This window comes from Eoetvoesiella sp. (assembly GCF_035555955.1).
Classification (GTDB): domain Bacteria; phylum Pseudomonadota; class Gammaproteobacteria; order Burkholderiales; family Burkholderiaceae_B; genus Eoetvoesia.
The window spans coordinates 15,545-40,256 of sequence record NZ_DATMGA010000039.1; the positions used below are offsets into that span (position 1 = coordinate 15,545).

Genomic DNA, 24,712 nt, shown 5'->3' on the forward strand with positions numbered 1-24,712 from the left:
CAATGTCGGCAAGGCGCACATCGCAATATTGAAAAAAGGCCCTTGCCATCGCCCATGGGCGGGAGGCAAGAGCCTTTGAGAATACTGCTGCCGCCTGCCTCTTTTCAGAAGGCGGGCACAGCCGGAGCCGCTATGGCTTCAGGTAATCGACCGGATCGGGATAGCTCAGGTAATTCTTGGTGAGCTGCTTTTCCCGCTGCTCGTTGGGGTCGGGGTTCGCGCACCACTGCTCCGACTTCGGATGTTTCTCACCGTTGCTCTTCACGACGCCGCAAGCCGTCTTGTCGGTAAGCGTATCCGCGTTGGTCGGGTGGCAGACAGTGGCGTTCTCGTCCGAGCACGGGGCGAACTTGGAGTTGACGACGACGGTGTATACGTTGTCGTTCATGTCGGTGAAGCGCACCTTGATCGGGTAGGACTTCACGGTGCCGACCCGGAATCCCGCAATCTGGCTGTTGTCGGGCATGGTGACGTTTTGATTGACATTATGGCAATCCAGATTGCCGTCCTCCGTATTCATGGAGCACACGCCGTACTTCTTGATCAGAGGCTTGTTCGCCTTGCCGTCAAGTGCCGTGGGCACGCCGACCGACAGCGTAAAGCCGTCCGCATAGCTGAACTGCTGTTCATTTTCCAGGCCCTGAAGCCCGCCCACGGCGAAGACCAGGCCGCTGCCCAATTCGCTCATGAAGCCGACGGCGTCGTCCACCGAGAACCCATATGCGTTCATTTTCAGATCGTCGTGGATCAGCTGGACGTAAGGGTTGAACAACAGATTGGGATTGGCCTTGACCGCATCCTGCGAACCGTTGTACTGCAGGTCGTGGATGTACATGGCTTGGATCTGGGCATGGTTCCAATTCGGAATGCTCGTATCCGCCAAAGGATTGGCGCCCGCGCCGCAGCCTTCGTTATACGGAACCCAGCCATAGATGTGCAGGATGGCGTTCCAATAGCCGAACGTCGGCACCTGGGGTGTGCTGCCCTCGCATTTGCCCGCGTTGTACATGGCCAGATAGTTCTGGTGGTTCTGCTTGAAGAAGGCTTGAACCGCCGCAAGCTTGCCTTTCAGGTCGGAATCGGCCTCGCAGGTCGCCCCCGGCGTGACGTACTGGCTGAGGTCTTCGCCCGACCAGTCGACGCAAGTCCCCCATAGATTCTGCATGCGCTGCACCGCTTCGCCGTAATGAAGCGTTTCTTTTTCGGTTTCGGAACATCCCCCGTTGATGCATTTCAGCACCGTCAGGACGGGCGGAAACTTGGTGCTGTCCGAAGGCTTGACGGGCACATTGTCGGTGGGCGGCAGAGTGCCGGTGCGCTGGGCGAAAATATTGTAGCCGCCGGGCAGCTTCAATTTGCTCAGGTTGTAGACGGGCCAGCCGCCCCCAACGTCGGAATCCAGGAAGGCTTGCAGCTTGTTGCTGAAGTCGGCCAGGCTCTGCCCGGAACCGCTGTATCCGATATAGGGGTTGCTCTTGGGGCCAATGGCCACAGGCATGTAAACATGATCCACATAGGAAATGTTGTAGCCGACGTTTTCCGGCTTCAACAGACGCGTAGTCTGGCCGACCGGAATGATGGAGTCCCCGAAGGTGTATTCGGACAACTGCGCATAAACGTTTTCCGGAAACTGGACATCGCTGGAATACGTGCTTAACGAGCATTCGGTGCCCTGCCCCTCGCAAGTCACCGTGCTGGGCGTCGCCATGGCGGTGTCAGTCTTGCTGTCAAGCAGCCTTTCACTGTTGTCGGCCAGAACCACGCGCCCGCCGTTCCACCAGGTAATGTATTTCTTGTCGGACAGTTCGCTGTACAGAGGCAGCGTGACGGTGACCGACGAATTGGGAGGAATGCCCTTGCCCTCGTTGACATACAGCTTGTACACGAAATCGGTCGGGTAGGCTTCGGTGGTGCGAAAGCACCCTTGAATCCACTCGTTGACCTTATTCTTGCTGGTTGCGATCACCGGATAGATCTGGCCTGCGGAATTGTTGCGAATGGTGATGGTCTTTGGCGTAAGCTGCACGGGATTGTTGTCGTAATCCTTGCACCCGACGGTCTGGGTCGGTATGGAGGCGGACGAAGGAGCATCGTCTTCCTCGCACGCGGTCAGGGTAAACGCCAGCAGAAGCACGCCGCCGACCCGCAACGCAGTGGCCGGAAAAGAGCGCTTGACGGCTCTTTGAAAAGGGACATTCATATAATTCATCCTTTGAAATTAAGACTTCGCGATCACCCGCCGGCGCCTGTCCAACCGCGCCCGCCGCAGACATGCCGCCCGAATTGATCGTCAAGTCTTTAAGCAACAAATTATAAAAATGGCTTACTGAAACTCAGAGGATTACTTTCTGTCAAATACTGGAAAATCCTGTCATTCAAGGAAGACGGAAAGACACGAATACTGGATTTTTCTGGTGAAAAGCCATGCCGAGGCCATGCTCCTTGCCACCGCAATTGCCGGCCGCCAGAGGTGGATCAACGGCCCGCTTTTAATTTTTAATCGTTATTGCCGAAGGCGCGCCCACAAAGAAGCCTGCCGCGCTTGGAAAGCGCGGCAGGCGAAGGCAGGGCATGACAGCAAGCCGCTACTGCACCAGCTTCCACTTGCCGTTTTCTATCTGAACCATGACGCCCGAGCGGCTGTCCATGCCATTGTGATCCGTCTTGCTCATATTGAAGACCCCCTGCGTTCCAACCACTTCCTTGCTGGCTTCCAGCGCGTCACGCAGCGCCGCGCGGAAATCGGCGGATCCCGGCTTGGACTTCTTGGCGGCCTGCGCAACGGCATGGTCCGCCAAGAGGTAGGCATCCCAGGCAATAGCGGAAAATGCATTGAGCGTGCCTTTGCCATATGCCTTTTCGTAGACCGCCTTGAAGTTCAAGGCTACCTTCTTGATGGGATTGCTATCGGGCAACTGCTCAGCGACGACGACCGGACCGGCCACGGCGTATGTGCCGTTCAAGGATTTGCCTCCGACGCGCAGGAAATCGTTGTTGATGATGCCGGAGTTGTTATAGATTAAACCTTTATAGCCGCGCTCCCGCAATGGGGCATAGGGCAAGGCCCCCGCCGTACCCGAGCCCCCAAGCAGTATGGCGTCGGGCCTGGCGGCGATCAATCGCAGCACCTGCCCCGTCACGCTGTTGTCGGTCCGCGCATAGCGCTCGTTGGCCACGACAGCGATGTCCGTATCCTTGATGTTGTGCTTGAAACCCGACAGCACAAGGTCTCCCCAGGAATCAGAATACCCCAGATAGCCCACCCTCTTTACGCCGTGCTGCTTCATGCTTGCCGCAACGGATCCCATGCCGATACTCGGCGGCATGGGAACGGAAAACGACCAGGGGTATTTCTGGGCCGTGATCGGTATGGGCGACAGTGAAATTTGCGGGGTCTTCAATTCCTGCACGACTTCCGCAACCGCCATGGCGGTTGGCGCGCTGCCCGACCCAATGATCAAGTCCACCTTATCCTGCTCGATGAGTTTGCGGGCCAGCTTCACCGTCAAAGTCGGATCGGTCTGGTCATCCTGGACAATATAATCGACAGGCACGCCGCCCAGCGTCTTCGGCATCAGCAAAACCGAATTTTTAAAAGGTATGCCCAACGAAGCGCCCGGCCCGGTCTCGCCAAGGATGACACCTACCTTCATCCTGGCCTGAACCGCCAGGGGCAAAATTGCCGCCAAAGCCATGACAAGCCAGCGTTTTCCCAATTTTTTCATCTGCGTCTCCAAGATTTATCAAGGAATAAAACAAAACATCGACATCCCGGCCGGCGCGCCGCGATCCTCACCACCGCCACGACGCCGCTGGCACCGATGCCCCCCAACTCCAACTGCGCCTTAATTGGCGAACCTAAGAAACCTGCCTGTCTTGCGAGGCCCAGAACGGCGCCCGCAGCGCTTTCTTGTCTACCTTGCGGGTGCTGACCAGCCGTGGCAATTGATCCAGGAACTCCACATGCGTCGGTTTTTTATAGCTGCCGATAAGACCGCGGCAATGGGCGATCAAATCCGATTGGGAAACAGCGTGTCCCGGTTTTGTCACGATGAACGCCATGACCGACTCCCCCCACTTGGGATCGGGCACACCAATGACCGCGGCGTCGAGCACTGCGGGGTGCAGCAATAAAGCTTCCTCCACCTCCCGCGAGTAGATGTTCTCGCCGCCCGACACGATCATGTCTTTTTTGCGATCGACGACGAACAGAAAATGCTCCGCGTCGAAATACCCGATATCTCCGGTAAGGAACCATCCGTCGACCAAGGCCTCTTGCGTCGCCACAGGATTCTTCCAGTACCCCTGCATCAGGGACTTTGATTTGATCCATATGTCGCCGCACTCTCCCGTGGCGCAATCCGACCCGTCCGCCCGGACAGTGCGGATGTCCGTGCCCAGATATGGCTGCCCCGCGGAAGCAAGCCGACGCACCTGGGCTGGATCTCCTTGCGTCACATGCTGGTGCTTGAGCAGGACCGAGCCAAGGCCATTCTCCGTCATGCCGTAGATTTGCATGAAGATCGATCCGAAAGCCTCGCAAGCTCGCCGAGACAAGGCCTCCGACATCGGGGCGGAGGCATAGCAGACCGTCCGCAGGCTTGAAACATCGAAAACCCGCTTCTCCATTATTTCCAGCATCATCTGTATCATCGTCGGCGCCAGATGCGCGGCTGTGACCCGTTCTGACTCGATGCTTTCGAGTATTGCCCTCGCATCGAAATCGCGATGCAAGACAATGGTCGCCCCCACGTACAAGAACGTCAGCAGTTCCGTCGGGCCGCCGATGTGGTAGAACGGCATGACGATAAGCATACGGTCGGTCTGGGCCGCGGTGTGTGACAAAGCCTGAACACGGGCTTGCTCCAGTTGTGCCTCGTTGCCCAGCATGGCGCCTTTGGCCTTGCCGGTCGTGCCGCTGGTATAGATGATGAATACAACGTCGTCTTCGGACGCGCGTATTCCGGGCGCCGCCGGCACGCAGTCCGCAATGAAGTCTTCGTACTCGGTCGACCATGCCGGGCCCTGGCCACTGCCCCGTATACGGATGTAGACCATTGAGTCCGGAAGCTGGGCGCGCAGTATCTCGACCCTTGAGGCAAATTCATCCTCGAAGAACAGAACCGCCGGCTCGGCGTCTTGCAAAATCGACAGTTGCTCCCTGTCCGACAGACGATAGTTGATGCCCAAGCCGATGAATCCGCCCAGGCCGGCCGCGCCGTACACCTCCAGATACTCCGGCGTATTGCGCGACAACACAGCCAATCGCGCCTGACGCGGCATGCCGGCATTCATCAAGGCGCCAATAAGCCGCTTGACGCGATCCGCCAACTGCGCATGGGTCAGTGTTTCGCCTTCAAAACATATCGCTGGATGCGGGCCAAAGCACATGGCATTGTGTTCGAGGATATCTCCAATAATCATGATGCTTGCGCCCCTCGCTCAACCAGCAAAGCAGAAATCCCTTCATGGGCGATGGCGCCCGAAGCCTTCACCAGCCGGATGCGCCGCTCCAGCACGCCACGAGCGGGATTCGACGTGATCCTCTTGCCTATGATTTCAACCTCGGCATATAACGTGTCTCCCGCAAATACGGGCTGCAGGTAACGCCATTCGCGCACGCCGAGATCCGCTATGACGGCGCGTCCCAGGCTCGGCAAATCGGCCGCGAGGCCTGTCGCCACCAGCAGGCAATAGCTGCCATGCAGGATTCTTTGGCCCGGCCCGGTATGGCGCGCGAACTCGCCATCGGCGTGAATAGGATGCCAGCCGCCGCTGATCATGCAGGAAAAGCTCAAATCAGCCTCGGTCAGCGTGCGTCCGCCGCTGTGGCCCCGGTCTCCGATTTCGAGCGCGTCAAAGGGAATCGCCGCCGGCATCATGGCTGACCTCCGCCCAGTGCATGCCGCAGAAACTCTTCCGTGCGTTGGTGCGCAAGCTGGATCGCCGCAGGGTCGCCGCGGGTATAAAAGCCATGGCCGGCCTCTTCGTAGAAGTAGATCACCGCATGGGGGCTAGCGCTCAACCCATCCCTGATGGATTCCTGTATTGGCTGCGGCACGTATTCGTCTTTGATTCCAAAGTGCAGGATGATCGGGCTCTTCAGCTCTTTGGCTTGATCAATGTTCCGCTCGATCCCCACGCCGTAGTAGGCCACGGCGGCGTCTACGTCCAGCCTGGCGCACGCCATATAGCTGAGCCGCCCACCCAGGCATAGCCCGGCTACCGCCACCTTGCCGCAAAAACCGGGAAGCCCGCGTATGTGCGACACCGTCCGGCCAATATCCTGCAATCCTGTTTCTTCGTCGAACTGCTTCAAAAGCAGCATGGCTCGCTGAATATCTTCTTTGGAATGGCTCAGCTCGACGCCGGGCTCCAGGCGCCAGAAAAGATCGGGCGCATATACCAGATAGCCATCTTGCGCATAGCGGTCAGCCACACGCCGTATTGTCGACGTCACGCCGAATATTTCCTGCAGCAAAACGATTGCGTTGCCGTTGGGTTGCGCAGGAATGCTTACATAAGCGCTGAAACTGCGGCCGTCCCCGGTCTTGATATTTTCATTCACTGAAGCCATATCTCCCCTCGTTAAAATTCATAGCTGCCGCTGAGTATCTCGCGGGCAATGGAATTTCGATGTATCTCGGTAGTGCCATAGCCAATGGCCATTCCGCGCACATCGCGAAAGTACCGCTCGTACGGATACTCCTCGGAAAGCCCATAGGCCCCCGCAAGCTGCATGGCCTCGTTCGTTACTCGAATGGCCATTTGATTGACAAAGGTCTTGGTAATGGACGTGTCGACGATACTGGGCTGGCCTGCGTCCACCCTGCTTGCCGCGCGGTACAGCAAGGCGCGGGCAGCCTCGATCTCGATTGCCATGTCGGCGAGTTTCCATTGCACGCCCTGGTTTTCAGCCAAAGGGCGTCCGAACTGCTGCCGGTCCTGGATATGTTTGGTGATACGCTGAAATGCCGCCTGGGCAACGCCAAGGCAAATCGGAGGGTTGCCCGAAATACGATCCGCATCGAGCACACTCAGCAAATCTCGCACACGCCCCGCGGGCAAAAATATATTTTCAGCAGGAATATGGCAGCCTTGAAAAACGAGTTCCGCCATGCCGGTGCCACGCAGGCCAAGCAGATCCAAATGACGTCCGACAGAAAAGCCGGGGGTTCCCCTTTCGACCAGTATGACTCCGACTCCGCGCAAGCCCGGCTCGTCCGTCAGTCGAACCAGCACCATGAAAAGATCCGAGACCTGAGCCCCCGTGCACCATAGCTTGGAGCCATTCACGACATAGCCGGCTCCATCCGGGACAGCCCGGGTCTTGACGTTGCCGATGTCCGAGCCGGCATCCGGTTCGGACATGCTCCATGCCGCAAAGAGCTTGCCGGCAGCAAGGCGCGGAAGATACTGCTCTTTTTGCGCCTCCGACCCAAGGCGCGTTATAGCGCGCGTCGTAGCGCCGTCGGTACACGAAAACAATATCGCGGTGTTGGCGCACGAGCGCGCAATTTGCTCGCTTACCAGCACAAGATCCAGCAGCCCAAGCTCGGTGCCGCCATATTGCTCGGGAATGGAAATGCCCGTGTATTGATGGTCGGCCAGGATTTTCATGTTTTCCACCGGGGGACTATACGTGCGGTCGGCATGCGCCGCATTGGGCTCAAAATACTTTTCCGCCAAGCCTCTGACTGTCTCGCGCATCAAAATCTGTTCGGGACTGAACCCAAATGGCCGCATCATAGGGAATCCTTCGTTTCAACGATTCTGTCCGTACCATCATCCACGGACGCCCACTCATCCAATTCATTCAAGAAGGGGTCTACCTAAAATATATAGACGGAGATATCATCGGTCTAGAACATATCGAACATAGACACTATGCCTAATATGAATATTTACAAGATCGACTTGAATCTCCTTCTTGTGTTCGACGCGTTGATGCAAGAACGCAACGTGACAAGAGCGGGAGAGCGCATCGGTTTAAGCCAGCCGGCGATGAGCCACGCACTCACGCGGCTGCGCAAGCTATGCAACGACCCGCTTTTCGTTCGAATTCGAACCGGCATGGAGCCGACCCCGTTTGCGCAACAGCTAAGCAGTTCAGTACATAAAGGGCTACGAACACTGCAAGAAGGACTGGATGGCACGGTCGCCTTCGATCCGGCCACCTCCAGCCGCACTTTTCAAATCGTGATGAGCGATATGGGCGAAGTCGTGTATTTGCCGCCGTTGATGACGACGCTGAAGAAAGTGGCGCCAAGCATTGATGTACGTGTATTGCAACTGCCTCGCGAACGCTACCAGGAAGTATTCGAATCAGGCGCCGCCGATCTCGCCATTGGCGTGTCGTCGACGCTGCAAACCGGGTTTTATCAACAAAGGCTATTTTCCGACGGCTATGTTTGCATCATGCGAAGCGACCATCCGCGCATTGGAACAACGCTGAGCCTGGCCCAGTTCGAGGCGGAGTCTCATGTCATGATCGAACCTACGGGATCGCGCTATAGCGGGGTTGTCTCATCAAACACCACACCGACGCTTATAGAACGCAAGCTGGCTGAATACGGCTTGAAGCGCCGCATAGCCCTGCGCGTGCCGCATTTCACCGTCGTGCCTACCATTCTGCAAACCACCGATTTCATCGCGACGGTTCCACAGCAGGTCATAACCAGGGCCGATACGCCCCGCAATCTAAAAATGCTTCCTCTTCCCTTTGACGTTCCAAACTTCGTCATCCGCCAATTCTGGCATCAACGCAATCATCATGACGACGCCAACCGATGGCTGCGCGGCATCATCGCCAACCTCTTCGCCGACCATAAGAAGCCTTGATGAATGCAAGGCGGTATTCAAAGGCAGGGGGCTATCGGTTAGCCGCAACTTGGAACGGAGATGACGAAGACTCTTCGTCGGTACGCTCCCAGATTTCACGCGCGATAGGATCGCGCAGTTCCTCGGCGATATGACCGACCAAACCAATAGCGCGTCCTATGACGGCAAGGCCCCGGCACAACTTCCAGGGGATGGAGAGCTCGCAAGCCAAAGCGCCCAGCGCCCCAGTGGCATTGACTGGCAACATGCCGGGCTTGGCAAGCGCGCGTTCCGCCTCTGCGGAGATAAGCAGCATCAACTCGACATAACGACCACTGACACCATGCTCTTCGGCGAGTTGAAATAATCTGGGGGTACGCGGATCTATGGGTTTATGAAGGGGGTGCCCGATTCCCGGTATCGTGCGTTTGGCCGCGATGTGGTCGGCGACGATTTTCTTCGCCAACTGCGGCAGACCGGACTCTCCGCCACCCGAGGCCAAGCCTTCCTGGAGAATGCGGGCGGCCCCTTCCGCCGTGCCCGCAAAAGTCGTGCCCATACCGCACAAACCTGCCGCGACTGCAGACTGCAGCGACTCGGGGGCTCCCAGGTAAGTCAGGCGGGCGGCAATGGCCATTGGCGTCATGCCGTGTTCCACCAGGGTGGCGAGCATGGCATTGAACACGACGGATTCGTCCGGAGTCGGGACACGTCCCTTGATTTCCAAAAAAGCGAACTCGCCCAAATTCAGCTTCCCGAGCACATCGTTCGTCAGATCAAGACCGCATACGGTAATGCTGTCTGCCGTGCTTCGGCCCATCCCGGAGCGAAGCGCTTTACGTTGATGGCCCATGCCCCACCCCTTTTATATTCACTGGCTTGCAAAAAACAATAACACCCAAGCATTGCATGAACAACACGCGGTGGACATACCTATTATTAGAGCCACGAATATAAGAATCAGCCTGACGAACGCCGCCCCCGCCACTCATGGCGGATCATCAGGCCGGCTCCCAGCAAAACGGCCAGCGCCATCAGGTACCAGGTGATGGCGTATCCCAGATGGGTGTTGCGGAAATGAGTGGTCGTCTGGCCGCCTAGCGGCCAGCCTTGCGGGTTTGCACCGGCGTCGGCATCGACGAAATACGGCGCGGCCGGCGCATTGCCCAGGCCTTCCGCCTTGAGAATAGCGGCTACGTCGCGTGAATACCACTGCCCGGCGTCGGGGCGATTGGGGCGCAGGAAGCCGCCATGAGGTTCAGTGAAGCGCAGCAGTCCGGTCACGGCGGTGTCGCCTTCCGGCACGCTTGTTTTTGCGCTGCCCGAGGCATCGGCGAGATCTGGAGGAATATAGCCCCGGTTGACCAGTACGATGAAACCGCCATCGGTCTTGAATGGAGCCATGACCCAGTAGCCGTAGCCCCTGGGGCTGGTGCCATGCACCAGAGTCTGCTTGCCGGAAAGAAAGCGGCCTTCCAGCCGCACATGCAGGTACTGCAGTTGGCCGTTCTCGATGTCCGGCCAGGCCGATGGGCCAGGGGCGGCAACCGGCGGCGCGTGAATGCGCGTGGAGACGTCGTGGATCAGCTTGAGCTTCCAGTCCAGGCGGTGCAACTGCCAGTTTCCCAGCAGGATGAACCCGGCGAAGGCGCAGACCGCCAATACCATCCAGACCATGAAGCCGCGGCCTGGACGGGCTCCCTCCGGGCCGCCGGATGCCGGCGTCACGACGAAGGCGTGGTCATCGTCATGGGCATGGACATGGGCATGGGCATGGAGTGCTGAGGCTGCGACGTCGTCGGCATCATGCCTGGCATCATGTTCATGTTTTCGTGGTAGAGCACCCAGATGGAGGCCCCCAGCACAATGACCACCAGCACGGTGGAGAAGATGAAGGCCAGCATGTTCCAGCCGCCTTCCGAGCGGGTATCCAGATGCAGGAAGTAGACAATGTGCACGACGATTTGCGCAACGGCCAGGATCAGCACGATGGCAATGGTGGCCGCACGGCTGTCGATGACCTGGTTCATGACCAGCCAGAACGGGATGATGGTAAGGATGGCCGCCAGCACGAAGCCCGTAAGGTAGCTGCGCAGCGAGCCTTCGTGCACGTGCAAGGCGTCGTCGTGGTGATCGGACGATGAAGCGCCGGACGGATGTGGTTGGCTCATCGCAATACTCCTACCAGATAAACATAGCTGAAAACCCCGACCCAGACCAGATCCAGGAAGTGCCAGAACATGCTCAGGCAACGCAGCCGCCGGATGTTGTCCGGCGTGGCGCCGTACCGGTTCAACTGCACCATCAGCACGACCAGCCATATGACGCCGAAGGTCACGTGCAGGCCGTGCGTGCCGACCAGGGCGAAGAACGAAGACAGGAACGCACTGCGGCCCGGCCCGGCGCCCTGGGCGATCATGTCGACGAACTCGTGGATTTCCAGGCCCACGAAGCCGGCCGCCAGCAGGCCCGAGATGGCCAGCCAGCCAAGCATGGCGCGCTTGTTGCCCTGCTGGATCTGCAGCATCGCGAAGCCGAAGGTGACCGAGGAAACAAGCAGCAAGGCGGTGTTCCAGGCCAGGCCGACCAGATCGAATACCTGGCTGCCCGTCGGGCCGCCCGCATACTGGGTGCCCAGCACGGCGTTGGCGACGAACAGCGAGGCGAAGATGAAGCAATCGCTCATCAGGTAGATCCAGAACCCAAGCAGGGTTCCGTTATGGACGGGCGGCTCTTCGCGGCAATAGAACGTTGGCGCCGGGCGGCGGCTGCTGGCGATGGCGTCGGTGCTCATGCCGCGCCCCCCTCGGTGTTGGGCGCCCAGTTGCCGGAATGCTCGAACTGGTTCACCTCTTCAGCGGGGATGTGGTATTCGCGATGGTAATTGAAGGTATGGCCGATGGACACGACGATGATTCCCAGGAACGAAACTATGGCCAGCCACCAGATGTACCAGACCATGGCAAACCCGAAGAGAGTCGCCAGCACGCCGAGGACAAGGCCCGCGCCGGTGTTCTTGGGCATGTGAATGTTGTTGAATCCATCCATCGGGCGGCTCACGCCCCGTTCTTTCATGTCGAACCAGGCATCGCGCTCGTGCACCTGAGGGATGAAGGCGAAGTTGTAGTCGGGAGGCGGCGACGAGGTCGACCATTCCAGCGTGCGGCCGCCCCACGGATCGTTGCCGACGGCATAGGCATCGCGGTCGCGGATGCTGACGTAGATCTGAACGATGAACGAAAGTATGCCAAGCAGGATCAGGAAGGCGCCGAACGCGGCGATGACGAACCATATCTGCAGGCTGGGATCGTCGAAATGGCTGAGGCGGCGGGTTACACCCATGAGGCCCAGTACATACAGCGGGCCGAAGGCCAGCCAGAAGCCGATCAGCCAGAACCAGAACGACAGGCGGCCCCAGAACTCGTTCAGCCGGAAGCCGAAGGCCTTGGGGAACCAGTAGTTGATGGCCGCGAACACACCGAACACCACGCCGCCGATGATGACGTTATGGAAGTGCGCGATCAGGAACAGGCTGTTATGCAGCAGGAAATCGGCCGGCGCCACCGACAGCATCACGCCGGTCATGCCGCCGATGGTGAAGGTGAACAGGAAGCCCATCGTCCACAGCATGGGCACGGTGTAGTCCACGCGGCCGCGATACATGGTGAACAGCCAGTTGAAGATCTTCGCCCCGGTAGGGATGGAGATGATCATGGTCGTCAATGAGAAGAACGAATTGACGTCGGCGCCCGAGCCCATGGTAAAGAAGTGGTGCAGCCACACGAGGTAGGACAGGACCATGATGGCCAGGGTGGCGTAAACCATGGAGGAATAGCCGAACAGCGGCTTGCGCGAGAAGGTAGCCACGATTTCCGAGTACACGCCGAAAATGGGCAGCACCAGAATGTACACCTCGGGGTGGCCCCACACCCAGATCAGGTTGATGTACAGCATGACGTTGCCGCCGAAGTCGTTGGTAAAGAAATGCATGCCCAGGTAGCGGTCCAGCGACAGCAGGAACAGCGTGGCGGTAAGAATGGGGAAGGTCACCACGATGAGGCCGCTGGTGGCAAGCGTCGTCCAGCTGAAGATCGGCATCTTCATCATGCTCATGCCGGGGGCGCGCATCTTGATGATGGTGACCACGAAATTGATGCCGGTAAGCAGCGTGCCCACTCCCGACAACTGCAAGCCCCATATGTAGTAATCCACCCCCGTTCCCGGGCTTTGCGCGAGCTCGGAAACAGGCGGATACGCCAGCCAGCCGGCGGTGGAGAAATCGCCGATGAACAGCGAGGCCATGAACAGCACCACGCCGGAAGACGTAAGCCAGAAGCTGAGGTTGTTGAGAAACGGAAACGCTACGTCGCGCGACCCGATCTGCAGCGGCATGACGTAGTTCATCAGGCCCACGATGTAGGCCATGGCCACGAAGAAGATCATGATCGACCCATGGGCCGAGAATATCTGGTCGTAGTGATGCGGCGGCAAGTAGCCCATGTTGTCGCCGAAGGCGATGGCCTGTTGCGCGCGCATCATGATGGCGTCGGAAAAACCGCGCAGCAGCATCACCGTGCCGAGGATCATGTACATGATGCCCAGCTTCTTGTGATCGACGCTGGTGAACCACTCGCGCCACAAATAGCCCCAATAGCGCTTCTTGGTGACGAACGCCAGAAGGCATATGCCGATCAGGGCCACCACGACGAAGGTGGCCACCACGATGGTGTTGTCCAGCGGCAGGGAGTTGAGCGTCAGGCGCCCGAGAAGAAGATTCAGGATTTCGGAGCGGTCAGGCATAGTGAGCATTCCAGGTAGACAGATCAATGCATCGCCGCGTCGTGCGCGGGGGCCGGTTTCATCGAGCCATGATGCATGGTGTCCGAGGCCATCGTGTGATCCATGCACATCTGGCCGGGATCGACGCAACGGTTGAGAATGCGCTTGTAAAGATCGGGACCGAAATGGGCGTAGTAGTGTATGGGTTCGGCGCGAGTGGGTTTCTTAAGCTCGTTGTAAGCCGTGCGATCCAGGGTGCGTCCGCTGGCGCGGACCTTTTCCACCCATTGGCTGAAATCGTGATGGCTCATGCCGTGAAAGGCAAAGCGCATGTCGGTAAAACCGGCCCCGCTGTAGTTGGCCGAAAAACCCTTGTATTCGCCCGGCTTGTTGATGACGCCGTGCAGAATGGTTTGCATGCCCGGCATGACATACACTTGGCCGGCCAGGGTCGGCACGAAGAACGAATCCATCATCGTGTCGGAGGTAAGCTTGAAGTGGATGGGCACGTCGACCGGCGCCGCCAGCTCGTTCACGGTGGCGATGCCGTAGTCGGGATAGAAGAACAGCCACTTCCATTGCAGCGACACCACGTCCACTTCCAAGGGCTTCATGTCGGCCGGCACGGGCTTGTTTGCAGCGATTTTATCGAGCGGGCGATAGGGATCGAGCTGATGGGTTCCGGTCCAGCTGACCGCGCCCACCGCAATGATGATCAGCAGCGGCACCGCCCACACCACCAGTTCGAGCTGGGGGGAGTGGTCCCATTTGGAATCGTAGTGGGCGCTCTTGTTGGAAGCGCGATAACGCCAGGCGATGATGGCAATGGCAACAAGTACGGGTACGATGATCAACATCATGATGAGCGTGGTGCTGATCATGGTGCCGCTTTGCTGGAGCGCTACGTAGCCGTCGGGATTGAGCAACACTAACTTTTCGCAGCCCCCCAGCATGAGCATGACAGGGAGAAGCAAAAACCGACAAAAATGTTTCACCAGCATGGTAGAAAACCTGCGACGAATAGAGAAAACCCGTTTATTTTATAGTAATCTTAAAGGCAGCCTCGCATCTTTTTTGTTTTGGCGAGTTTTTTCTTCGGAGACACCATGTCTACCAACCCCGCACAACCCGCCACTTCAAACGGCTTCGCGCAATCCGGCCCCACCCACGCACAACACCTCAAGCCCAGCGACATCTCCGTCGGCGTCGTGGTCGGCCGCACTGCAAGTTTCTTCGACGTCTTCGTGTTCGGCATCGCCTGCGCGCTGGTGTTCCCGAAAGTGTTTTTCCCCTTCGCCAGTCCGGCGGACGGCATGTTCTATTCCTTTGCGATATTCGCCTTGGGGTTTCTTGCCCAGCCGTTGGGCTCGTTGCTGTTCGTGCCCATACAGCGGCGCTTCGGGCGCACCACCACGCTTACCATCTCGTTGTTCGTGCTGGGCTCGGCCACGGTGGGCGTCGCGTTCCTGCCGGGCTACGAATCGCTCGGCTACGCGTCGATCGCGGCGCTGTGCGTCCTGCGCCTGGGCCAGGGCTTTGCCGTGGGCGGCAGCTGGGACGGCCTGGCCTCCCTGCTCGCCATCAAGGCCCCCCCCAACAAACGCGGCTGGTACGCCTCGATTCCCCAATTGGGCGCGCCCATCGGCTTCATCGTCGCGGCCGGCCTGTTCGCTTATTTGTGGTCCAGCCTTTCATACGAAGAGTTCTACGGCTGGGGATGGCGCTATCCGTTCTTCACGGCCTTCGCCGTCAATGTGGTGGCCTTGTTCGCCCGCTTGCGCATTGTCGTCAGCCCCGAATACACGTCCGAATTCAAACAGCGCGACCTCGCGCCGGCCTTGGTGGGCGGGCTTCTGCGCTCGCAGGGCCGCTACGTGGCGCTGGGTGCTTTCGCGCCGCTGGCCAGCTACGCCCTGCTCAACCTGGTAACGCTCTTCACGCTTTCGTGGGCCCTGCTGTACACCCGGCAATCCCCAACCCACTTCCTCATGGTGCAAATCGTCGGCGCGCTGGTGGCCATTCCCTGCATGCTGGTGTCGGGACGCATCGCCGACCGCCTGGGGCGGCGCCTTACGCTGGGCCTGTTCGCCATCCTCATTGCCGTCTACAGCGGATGGACAGCCGTCCTGCTGTCGGGCAGCGACTTCGAAAGCTATCTATTCATCATCATCGGGTTCGCGCTGCTGGGCTTCTCGCACGCCCAGTCGTCGGGTGTGGTCACCGCCAGCTTCCGCCGCGAATTCCGCTATACCGGCGCGCACTTCTCGGCCGATCTCAGCTCGCTGCTGGGCGCCGGCTTCGCTCCGCTGGTGGCGCTGATGCTGGCCGCTTACCTGGGTGTGGGCTATGTGGGCCTGTACCTGCTTTCGGGTGCAACCTGCACCCTGGCCGCACTGTGGATCAGCCGCAAACTGGGCGGCTTGCCCAACCACTAATCATGGATGGCGCTGGCGTGCCGGCAGGCGCGCCAGCGGGCCGGCCGGAACACCAATCTTATGTCTACTTCTAGTCCGCCCAGGAAAACCGCCGTCAAAACCGCGCGCCGCAACGCCGGGCGCCCTTCCGAAAGCAACTCCGTCGGCCGCGAAGCGATTCTGGCTTCCGCGATTGAGCTGCTGCATGGCAAGACCCCCGAACAGCTTACACTGGCCGAAGTCGCCGCCAAAGCCAAGGTCGACCGGGCCCTGATACGGTATTATTTTTCCGATAAGACCGGCTTGCTCAAAGCCATTGCCTACCAGGTGGTCAGCGAGCTCCAGGGCCGCAGCCAGGCCATGTTCCATCAAGAAGGCACGCTGGAAGAAAAAATAAAAAAACGCCTGGACCTCCTGATCGACATCATGCACGAAATGCCGCAGTTCGCGCAGTTGGTGTTCAAGGAAATCTACTACGCCGAGATCGCTGCGAAAAACGGCGACGACGCCCGCGCGGGCATCTCGCAAAGCATCGTCGACCGAGGGCTGGCCCTGACCAGGGTGCTGATCGACTCCGACGAGGTGGACGATGTCGGCCGCGACATGGATCCGCGCTTCCTGCACATCATGATGCTTGGATCCTGCATATTCTTTGCTACCTCGCAGCCCTTGCTGCAATTGATGTTCGGCGACGAATTCGACCGCGGCGAACTTACGAGGCGCTACGTGGATTTCGCCACGAAAATGCTGATGCGCGGCCTGGGCGCGCCTCTGCCTGTGGCTTAGCGCCCAGGGCCATTAAGGAATCGCGGTGACCTGGCAGGCACAGCTGCTGCCAGTCTCGGCTCAAGCGCTTAGCGCCTCTTTGGCGCGTTCGGCATTCTGAACCTGTGCCAGCGCGGCCTGCTCCATCACGCGCCGCACCCGCATCAGGCCGGCGTCGTGCTGGTACAGGTTTTCCTTGCTGCGCGCATTCTGCACCATGGTTTCCAGGATAAGGCGATCCTGCTCCACCACATCCCAATGCAGCCCCTCCAGGCGGTTGCGGTACAAAAACCGCCAGATATTGCGGTCGAGCCCCTGCGTTTTCTTGATGCGCCAAAAATAAACCTGGCAGCGGTGCTCATCGACGGGAGTGGCAAAGCCGACGATAAAGAATTCGCCGCCCCCATATTTTTTCTGGTACGGCACGGCCAGGCGCAGCCACAGGCTGGCGGTCTGGCCGAATTCCACCCAGTCGAAGTTAACGCCGCGCTGGCCGGTCTTTTCAAACAGCAGGCCGGTTTCCGTGGGCTTGATGACCATTTCGGCGCGCTTGTCGCCTTCGGCCATGGAGTGCGACGACGCATGCAAATACCGGCCATGCATGAGGTCCATGACGTTGTCGATGGCATAGCGGTAATTGCATTCCCAGTTTTGCATGCACAAAAAACCGGAGAATTCGTCGCCGGTCATTTCCTGTGGAAGCTCGAACGGCGTAACCGGAGTTCCCGAGTCATCGCCGAACCACAGGAAAATAGCGCCATTGGACTCGACAGCGGGGTAGGACTTGATGCAATGCCGGCCCCTTAGCGAACACCTGTCCATGGCGGGCACATCGGCCACGACACCCATGCCGTTGACTTCCACGCCGTGATACCAGCACGCGATGCGATCGCCCAGGTTCCAGCCCAGCGACAGCCTGGCACCCCGGTGCGGGCAGCGGTCCTCCGTAGCGTGGATGCTGCCGTCTTTATCGCGCCAAACCACGATTTCCTCGGAAAGCCGCGTTATGCCGATGGGCGTGTCGGAAACCATATAGCTGGGCGCGACGGGATACCAGAAATTTCGAAGGCCTCTTTCCACCAATGCAGCCGCTTGAGCCGCCGCATCGATTGCCGTGTCTGTATTCATTTGAATCTACCTGCCTGAAAAATATTTCCTGTTGGCGGCCATCGATCATTTGGCCGGGATGAATTCGTTGGTGTACAAGTCGTTCAGCGGCGCTGCCTTGGGTACGATGCCTTCTTTGACGTAGAAGTCCTGCAGCGCGCCAAGCCGCTTGGCATCGATTTCGCCAAGCCGGCTTTGGCCGGTGTACACCAGCTTGTTGTAAAGCTTGAAAACGCGCAGGACGTAATCTTCTTTGCCTTGATAGGCGGGTATGGCCTTGATGTAGTCCGCAGCCGCCGATGCCGGGTCCTGGACGATGTCCCGCAGGCCCTTCAATGTGGCATGGACAAAGCCGCGTACCAGCGCGGGATTTTCCTTGATGGTCTTGTCCGAAACCAGGATGGCCTGGGCCATGCTTTTAAAGTATTTGTCGGCGGGAATGATGTCTACCTTCACGCCCGCCAGTTCGGCGTTGATGGTCCATTCGGGAATCGAGGCCAGCGCGGGAATCTTCTTGTCGGCGAACAGCTTCCACACCGAGGGGCCGGTAGCCTGGATGTCGACGTCCGACTTTCCCAGCCCATTGGCCTTGAGCATGCCCAGCAGCGCATAGTATGTGGTGTCCGAATACGACATGGCGCCGATGGTCTTTCCCTTCAGTTGCGCCACAGACTGAACACCCGAATCCTTGTCGATGGCCAGGTGCATGAACGAGGAGCCGCCCAATACCGCGACCTCTTTTATGGGTATGCCGTTGGCCCTGACGATGATCGGCGTGTCGCCCACCCCTCCGCCAAATGGCGCGTTGCCCGCTCCCACCTGCTTGGCCACGTCGGCGCCGCCTTTGGCCGTGATGAAATTCACATCCAGGCCTTCGGCGGCGTAGTAGCCGCGCTGCTTGGCCAGCATCCAGGGCGCAAAGGCCGGCAGGCTGGAAGGCGCGGGCAAGAGGTAGGTGACCTTTTGCAAATCGGCCGCCTGTGACGATGCCGCGGCGAATGCCAGGGTCATGCCGGCAAAAACCATACAGAAGCGCGTGGCGAATGTGTTCATGAGGCTTGCTCCAAAAATAGTATGTGCGAGGTGGGACGGGTCTGTTGAAACTGTTATGCCGCTTGGCCGGCTTATGGGCTGGCTTGTGTGTTTATCGCGAGGGTTTGCAATGCCGCATGGCGAGCCCAGGCGCCGAAGACAAGTTGCGGATTAGCCACTAATAACCAAGAATGGCCATTTCCGATTCAAAAAGCGTCACGGTCCAGGCATGGCCCGACCGTGTCTTGAAGTTTTGCGCGTTGAGGGCATTGACGATTTCCTCCGCGGTTTTCGCCCCGGCCTCGTACGCCTTCTCCAGGGCGTCGGCCAGTTCATTCTCGAATTGCGAAGGCACGCAACTGCGGGTTTGCCAGCGCAGGTTCTCGGCCTTGCCGGGAATTTCAATATAGCCCGTGCCCGCAACGCGCTGCGCAGGCAGGTCTTTCCATTGGTGCAGATTGGGATTGAAGCTATGAGACATGGGGGGGCTTCCTGGAATATGAGATCATTCTTCTAATTCCCACATATGGGAATTAAATGTATTCTATTCACGCCAAACAACCCATGTCAAGAAAAAAGCCAAAGGCTAAGTGTAAGTACCTAGGGCGCCGAAAAGCCTGCCGGCATCGGCAAGAATGCGCCACACCATCCCGCTGTCAATTAAACTCGGGTTGTCACCACGCCATGCTGGCGCACCGTTTTCAAATTCGGGATGTACGTCGACCTTCATACCCTTTACCTTCTTGCCATCGGAACGCTTCTGGCCAGCGCCGGGATGCTGTTCTGGGAGCACCGGGCCAATCCGGCGCGCAGCAAGACCTTGCGTATTCTGGCGGCCGGGTTCGCAACGCTTGCGCTGGGCTGCGCAGCAGCGCTGCTGCGCCACAACCCGCCCGGCTCCATCGGCTCGGCCATCAGCAACCTCATCATCCTCGGCGGCTATCTATGGGTGCTGAGCGGGGTCGCTTCGTTGAGCGGCCGGCGATATCGCTTCGCCTCCGTACTCTTGTGGGCAGGAATGGCGCTGGTGTGGGTGGTCTGGAATCCGCAGCGCCAGGAAACCGTTTGGAGCTACATCAGCTCGATTCCAATCGCCATCGCAAGCGCCATGACGGCCTGGGAGATGTGGAGATGCGACGGAATGGAGCCGTTGCGTTCGCGGCACGTCGTCGTGGCCGCAACAAGCATTCACGCGCTGCTGTATGCCGCGCGCGCCCTCGCCCTGCCCTGGATGACGGACGAGTACGGGCCGGCCATGCAGTCGCTGGCCGGCAAGATCACCATCTATGAAGGCGTTCTTTATTCCGTCATCTTGCCCATGGCCCTGCTGAAGCTCATCCGCGACGAAACCCATGGCCAGCTCTTGCGGGAATCGCAAACGGATTATCTCACCCGTCTTGGCAACCGGAAATGGTTTTTCGAACAAGGGGCCAGGCTCATCGACGGCGGGCCGGAGAGCCGGCCAATTTCCATCCTTGCCTTCGACCTGGATCGCTTCAAGTCGATCAACGACGCCTACGGCCACCACATCGGCGACATGGTTCTGAAATCCTTCGCGGAAATCGCCCGGAATGCACTGGGGCCCCGCGCCATTCTGGCCCGCATGGGCGGCGAGGAATTCGCTGCCCTCTTGTCGGGCGACGACGCTCGACGCGCCGAAGCGCTGGGCGAAACCGTCGCCAGACGCTTCGCCGAGACGATTCCCGACTCCATGGACAGCATCGGAATCCCCACGACCGTCAGCGTCGGCCTTGCCCAGTTCGAAGACGGTATCCCCACACTTGCCAACAGCCTCGCCGTGGCCGATCAAGCCCTGTACCGCGCCAAGGCGCTGGGCGGCAATCGGCTCGAAGCGGCGGCTGACAAGTCACAAACATTCACAAGCTGAAAACAAGCAGTCTGCATTGGTGGATGCCGCCCATGGCCATGCCATACACTATCCGATCGTTAAAAAGCACAGCATAGGCAATGATGAAAATCGCATCGACAAAAATTCATCTCATCGAAAGAAAATTCGCCAAGCCCATAGGCGGCTCCGGCGTAACGGGAGTCGATATCATCGTCGCGGCCGTGCGCGATGCCGACGGCTGCGAGAGCCTTGGATTTTCATACGTGATCGGCGGAGGCGGCGCGGTGGTCGCGCAACTCGCCCAGGCGCAAGCCGCCCGGTTCCTGGACGGAGCCGCGCTGCAAGCGCCGCCGGATCACTGGCTGGAGATCAAGAAAAGCTTCAACAGGACTGGCGACGGCCCCAATCTTCTGGCGCTTGCCGCCCTGGACGTCGCACTATGGGATCTGACCGCAAGGCGAAACAACGAGCCTCTGGCGCGGACCCTGGGCGGAGACATCCTGCCCGTGCCCATTTATGCAAGCGGCGGCTTCAGCCCCAACGGCACGCCCGAAGAAAGTGCGGAACTGGCGGTTTCCTATATTGAAGCGGGCTATGCGGGCGTGAAACCGCGAGTGAATGCCAACGAGGGGGACGAAGCGGTTCTGCGCGCAGTGCGCGACGCTATCGGCGCCCAAGCCCGGCTTATGGCCGATGCCAACGAAAAAGGCAATGTCGACACCGCGTCGAGACTGCTCGCCCAGGCAGGAGAATATGGCTTGAGTTTTGTAGAAGAACCGCTGCCTTCGAGCGACATCCTGGGCTATCGCCGGCTTGCCGCAAGCAGGACGCCGATCGCAATCGGGGAGCATCTTCAAGGTCTCGATCGCTTCGCTGTCTGCCTGGACGACGGCATTGCCGCCGTCATACAGCCCGATCTTGCGATGGCGGGCGGGTTGACGCCATGCCTCGAGGTCGCTCGCATGGCGGCGTCAAAAGGCGTAACGGTCGCCCCGCATTTTCTGCCTGGCTTGTTCGTGCAGCTCTCGGGCGCCTTTGAAGGCCAGCTTCTGCTGGAGGAGTTTCCAATCGTGGAGGACGCCTTCGAAGGATGGCCGGAACGCAACAGCGACGGAACCCTTCAGCCACGAGACTGCGCGGGGCACGGCCTATCATTGAAAGACACTTCTCTCTGATTTTTTCAACCCCTCCAAACCTACGAGAACTTCTGGCGGGCGGTGCCAAGCCCTGGCCAGCGACCCTCACCATGGGTACATAGCGCTCCATCACTGGACCGACCACCCTTTCTGATACACCGCTCTCAATCCTTCCATCGATCCAGGAGAAGGTCCGCATACCGGACCCTATTGAGCCAAAACACTTCCATCGATAAATTAACCACCAATGGCCTTCGCAAAGCGTCCAAGCTATCGAGCACACTGGAAAAACGCGAGCAGGTCAGCATGAAACAAGTCTGCCTGGACACACTCAACCGGCCTCAAGGGAAGAAACCTGCATGAGCAACCCACTGCACCAGAAGCGACCTAATTTCCTTATCATCATGGCCGACGACCTGGGTTATTCGGACTTGGAATGCTATGGCGGGGAAATCGCCACACCCAATCTGAACGCCCTGGCGCAGCGCGGCACCCGCATGAGCAACTTTTATTGCGCGCCTTTTTGCTCGCCCACCCGAGCAATGCTAATGACGGGCCTGGATGCTCATTTGGTTGGCTTCGGAGCCTTGGCGGAGGTGATCGATAAGCGTCAGGTGGGCAAGCCGGGATATGAGATGTTCTTGAACAAGCGTGCGCCCACCCTGGCGGAGCGTTTACGCGACGCAGGCTACCGTACCTATCTGTCAGGAAAATGGCACCTTGGACGCAACCCCGAACACAGCCCTCGGGCGCGGGGATTCGATCGCTCCTACGGGTTGATCGATGGCTCATCGTCGCATTTTGACCAGACCGCTACCGGATCCGCCGATCCGTCGATCACGCCCCTGGCCACCTATCGGGAAGACGGCGAGAGTATCAAGCTCCCGGAATCCGGCTTCTATTCTTCACAAGCCTACGCCGACAAGCTGATCGATTATTTTAAGCAGGATGCCGGACGCGAAGACCCGTTCTTTGCCATGCTGACATTCACCGCACCTCACTTTCCGCTTCAGGCGCCGGACGAATTCATCGCCAAGTACGAAGGCCGCTACAACGCCGGCTACGGCGCCATCCGGCAAGAGCGCCAGACACGCCAGATCGCACTGGACCTCATCAATGAAGACACCGAACCCTATCAGGGCCATTCGCGCTGGCCAACGTGGGATTCGTTGTCTGACGACATACGCGCCTTGGAAGCACGCAATATGGAGGTTTATGCCGGCATGGTCGAATGCATGGATTTTCATATCGGCCGCGTCATGGCGGCGCTGGAGCAGAGTGGCGACCTGCACAACACCGTGGTGATTTTCCTGTCCGACAACGGTCCGGAAGGCAACTCGGTGCTCGATACCCTGCGAACCCGGGAATGGATCCAAGCAAAGATGAACAACCGGCTCGACAACCGCGGCAAGCCGAATTCGTTCATCGAGCAGGGCCCCGGATGGGCTCAGGTCAGCAGCACTCCATGCCGCATGTACAAGTCGTTCACGTACGAAGGCGGCATCAAGGTTCCCTGCATTGTCTCGTATCCTGGAATCAGCAATCCCGGAGGAATTTCCAGCGCGTATGCTCATATCACGGACATCATGCCCACGCTGCTGGAAATGGCCGGCGCCCCCATGGGAGCTACCTACCTGGGCAACCCAGTGCCGACGCTCATGGGGCGCTCCATGATCCCCTACTGGAGCGGCGACGCCCAGACAGTCCATCCGCCTGGCCACGTTGCGGGTTGGGAAATGCAGGGCCGCTACGCTTTGCGAGCCGGCGACTGGAAACTGGTTTACAGCAACCGCCCCTGGGGAAAGGGCGACTGGGAGCTCTACGACCTGTCGAACGATCCCGGCGAAGTGCATGACGTCGCCGAGTCGCACATCGACGTCGTTTCACGGCTGCTGCGGGAATGGGATGCCTACGTAGTGGCCAACAAAGTAATTCTCGCCGACGATATGGCCGAAGGCCTTCTGTACAGCAACGCATGTCGCTATTACGAAGACCTCGCCATGGACATCACGACGCAAGCCCAGGGGTAGGCATGAGCTACGCGCTTATTCTCAAACGGGATCGTCGCGGCGGGCACGCACCTGGTCCGCATGACCACGACGGGCTGGAAAACATGCGTCCGGCATTGCGCCGCCTGGATGGGTTGCTCCGAGCCACGCTCTGCATATCGGAACCGCTTGCTGACCCGCTTCTGAATGAGCGCACCCACGCGGGCGCATGTCTCGCCTTGTATTTCCGGACACACCACGACCTGACGCAAGCGTGCGCGAATGCGGCCGCTTTGAACGCTCTTTTCCTGTCGGAACCATTCAGAGGCTGCGACCCCGGCGAGCTATCTCATCAAGTCATGCAAGCGCATTGCTTTTCCACCAGCGACGGAACGATGGGCGGCATACAGGGCGGCTTTGGCTACATGGTGGGATACGAAGGGGATCCCACTGATCCGGCCGCTTGGGTCGCAGACTACATGGAAAACCATGTATCGCTCATGCAGCGCTTGCCCGGCATTCGCCACATCGAAGTCTTCACGCGTATTGAACCATACGTGATTCCGTCGATGGGGCTCGGACAAAACTGGATGCTGCGCAACATGGCATGCTTCGCAACCCGCCGGGAAATGGCTGCCGCGCTGCGTTCGCCCGCTCGCGCCGCTCTGCTCGCGCATCGATCTGGCATGGCGGAACACGGAGGCGAAAGCGAGCACATTTCGGTGTCATTCCAGACCATGGAGGTGGAGGCCACGGCAAATGACCCCTAAATCCACGAGAGAAAAATCGAAAGCAGTTCCTTGCGTTGATATGGGCTTTGGC

General features: G+C 59.0%; 23 protein-coding genes. 7 read left to right on the top strand and 16 right to left on the bottom strand.

Features of this window, described 5'->3' with window-relative positions:
• Positions 1-130 precede the first annotated feature (130 nt).
• The 6 genes from VNT00_RS10785 to VNT00_RS10810 all read right to left on the bottom strand — a co-directional run bounded on the left by VNT00_RS10785 (position 131) and on the right by VNT00_RS10810 (position 7,749).
• Positions 131-2,200: a hypothetical protein gene (locus VNT00_RS10785; protein WP_325587309.1), complete on the bottom strand. Its 2,070-nt coding sequence runs from the start codon at positions 2,198-2,200 to the stop codon at positions 131-133.
• 385 nt (positions 2,201-2,585) lie between these two features.
• The gene (locus tag VNT00_RS10790; RefSeq protein WP_325587311.1) at positions 2,586-3,725 is read right to left on the bottom strand and encodes an ABC transporter substrate-binding protein; all 1,140 of its coding nucleotides are present in this window, start codon (positions 3,723-3,725) and stop codon (positions 2,586-2,588) included.
• Positions 3,726-3,858: 133 nt separating this feature from the next.
• Positions 3,859-5,424: a class I adenylate-forming enzyme family protein gene (locus VNT00_RS10795; protein WP_325587313.1), complete on the bottom strand. Its 1,566-nt coding sequence runs from the start codon at positions 5,422-5,424 to the stop codon at positions 3,859-3,861.
• Entirely contained in the window at positions 5,421-5,882 is a 462-nt protein-coding gene (locus VNT00_RS10800; RefSeq protein WP_325587315.1) for a MaoC/PaaZ C-terminal domain-containing protein, read from the bottom strand. The genes VNT00_RS10795 and VNT00_RS10800 overlap by 4 nt, the downstream gene beginning before the upstream one ends.
• Positions 5,879-6,577, bottom strand: coding sequence for a dienelactone hydrolase family protein (locus VNT00_RS10805; RefSeq protein WP_325587317.1), 699 nt, complete (start codon positions 6,575-6,577; stop codon positions 5,879-5,881). Before VNT00_RS10805 ends, VNT00_RS10800 begins: the two co-directional genes overlap by 4 nt.
• An 11-nt stretch (positions 6,578-6,588) precedes the next feature.
• Positions 6,589-7,749 (bottom strand): acyl-CoA dehydrogenase family protein, encoded by a 1,161-nt coding sequence (locus tag VNT00_RS10810; protein ID WP_325587319.1) that lies wholly within the window; start codon positions 7,747-7,749, stop codon positions 6,589-6,591.
• Between the two features lie 147 nt (positions 7,750-7,896).
• Between VNT00_RS10810 and VNT00_RS10815 the strand changes: the two genes are divergently transcribed.
• The gene (locus VNT00_RS10815; protein ID WP_325587321.1) at positions 7,897-8,841 is read left to right on the top strand and encodes a LysR family transcriptional regulator; all 945 of its coding nucleotides are present in this window, start codon (positions 7,897-7,899) and stop codon (positions 8,839-8,841) included.
• Positions 8,842-8,872: 31 nt separating this feature from the next.
• On the opposite strand, the gene VNT00_RS10820 is transcribed toward VNT00_RS10815, so the two are convergent.
• The 6 genes from VNT00_RS10820 to cyoA form a co-directional block, all read right to left on the bottom strand.
• Positions 8,873-9,673 (bottom strand): citryl-CoA lyase, encoded by an 801-nt coding sequence (locus VNT00_RS10820; protein WP_325587323.1) that lies wholly within the window; start codon positions 9,671-9,673, stop codon positions 8,873-8,875.
• Between the two features lie 107 nt (positions 9,674-9,780).
• The gene (locus tag VNT00_RS10825) at positions 9,781-10,497 is read right to left on the bottom strand and encodes an SURF1 family protein (RefSeq protein WP_325587325.1); all 717 of its coding nucleotides are present in this window, start codon (positions 10,495-10,497) and stop codon (positions 9,781-9,783) included.
• Between the two features lie 47 nt (positions 10,498-10,544).
• Positions 10,545-10,991, bottom strand: a complete 447-nt coding sequence (cyoD, locus tag VNT00_RS10830; protein ID WP_325587327.1) for a cytochrome o ubiquinol oxidase subunit IV — start codon at positions 10,989-10,991, stop codon at positions 10,545-10,547.
• Positions 10,988-11,614: a cytochrome o ubiquinol oxidase subunit III gene (gene cyoC, locus VNT00_RS10835; protein WP_325587329.1), complete on the bottom strand. Its 627-nt coding sequence runs from the start codon at positions 11,612-11,614 to the stop codon at positions 10,988-10,990. Before cyoC ends, cyoD begins: the two co-directional genes overlap by 4 nt.
• Positions 11,611-13,620, bottom strand: coding sequence for a cytochrome o ubiquinol oxidase subunit I (gene cyoB / locus VNT00_RS10840; protein ID WP_325587331.1), 2,010 nt, complete (start codon positions 13,618-13,620; stop codon positions 11,611-11,613). The genes cyoC and cyoB overlap by 4 nt, the downstream gene beginning before the upstream one ends.
• 23 nt (positions 13,621-13,643) lie before the next feature.
• Positions 13,644-14,600 (bottom strand): ubiquinol oxidase subunit II, encoded by a 957-nt coding sequence (gene cyoA / locus VNT00_RS10845; RefSeq protein ID WP_325587333.1) that lies wholly within the window; start codon positions 14,598-14,600, stop codon positions 13,644-13,646.
• A gap of 105 nt (positions 14,601-14,705) precedes the next feature.
• On the opposite strand from cyoA, the gene VNT00_RS10850 reads away from it, so the two are divergent.
• Both VNT00_RS10850 and VNT00_RS10855 read left to right on the top strand, forming a co-directional pair.
• The gene (locus tag VNT00_RS10850) at positions 14,706-16,034 is read left to right on the top strand and encodes an MFS transporter (RefSeq protein WP_325587335.1); all 1,329 of its coding nucleotides are present in this window, start codon (positions 14,706-14,708) and stop codon (positions 16,032-16,034) included.
• A gap of 60 nt (positions 16,035-16,094) precedes the next feature.
• Positions 16,095-16,799 (top strand): TetR/AcrR family transcriptional regulator, encoded by a 705-nt coding sequence (locus tag VNT00_RS10855; RefSeq protein WP_325587337.1) that lies wholly within the window; start codon positions 16,095-16,097, stop codon positions 16,797-16,799.
• Between the two features lie 60 nt (positions 16,800-16,859).
• Here the strand turns inward: VNT00_RS10855 and VNT00_RS10860 are convergent, their stop codons facing one another.
• From VNT00_RS10860 to VNT00_RS10875, 4 genes are all read right to left on the bottom strand, one after another.
• On the bottom strand, positions 16,860-17,906 hold the full coding sequence (locus tag VNT00_RS10860) for an aromatic ring-hydroxylating dioxygenase subunit alpha (protein WP_325587339.1): 1,047 nt from the start codon (positions 17,904-17,906) through the stop codon (positions 16,860-16,862).
• Between the two features lie 45 nt (positions 17,907-17,951).
• Positions 17,952-18,938, bottom strand: a complete 987-nt coding sequence (locus tag VNT00_RS10865) for an ABC transporter substrate-binding protein (RefSeq protein ID WP_325587341.1) — start codon at positions 18,936-18,938, stop codon at positions 17,952-17,954.
• Positions 18,939-19,095: 157 nt separating this feature from the next.
• Positions 19,096-19,398: a recombinase-like helix-turn-helix domain-containing protein gene (locus VNT00_RS10870; protein WP_325587343.1), complete on the bottom strand. Its 303-nt coding sequence runs from the start codon at positions 19,396-19,398 to the stop codon at positions 19,096-19,098.
• Positions 19,399-19,503: 105 nt separating this feature from the next.
• Positions 19,504-19,647 carry a hypothetical protein gene (locus VNT00_RS10875; protein ID WP_325587345.1) on the bottom strand — a complete coding sequence of 48 codons (144 nt, stop codon included), beginning with the start codon at positions 19,645-19,647 and terminating at the stop codon, positions 19,504-19,506.
• On the opposite strand from VNT00_RS10875, the gene VNT00_RS10880 reads away from it, so the two are divergent.
• The 4 genes from VNT00_RS10880 (at position 19,630) to VNT00_RS10895 (ending at position 24,660) form a co-directional block, all read left to right on the top strand.
• A complete protein-coding gene (locus VNT00_RS10880) occupies positions 19,630-20,805 on the top strand; it encodes a GGDEF domain-containing protein (protein WP_325587347.1) in 1,176 nt (391 codons plus the stop codon). The genes VNT00_RS10875 and VNT00_RS10880 overlap by 18 nt on opposite strands.
• A gap of 80 nt (positions 20,806-20,885) precedes the next feature.
• Complete coding sequence (locus VNT00_RS10885; RefSeq protein WP_325587349.1) at positions 20,886-21,941, top strand: mandelate racemase/muconate lactonizing enzyme family protein; 1,056 nt, start codon at positions 20,886-20,888, stop codon at positions 21,939-21,941.
• A 320-nt stretch (positions 21,942-22,261) separates the two neighbouring features.
• A complete protein-coding gene (locus VNT00_RS10890) occupies positions 22,262-23,932 on the top strand; it encodes an arylsulfatase (protein ID WP_325587351.1) in 1,671 nt (556 codons plus the stop codon).
• A gap of 2 nt (positions 23,933-23,934) precedes the next feature.
• The gene (locus VNT00_RS10895) at positions 23,935-24,660 is read left to right on the top strand and encodes an EthD domain-containing protein (RefSeq protein WP_325587352.1); all 726 of its coding nucleotides are present in this window, start codon (positions 23,935-23,937) and stop codon (positions 24,658-24,660) included.
• Positions 24,661-24,712 lie beyond the last annotated feature (52 nt).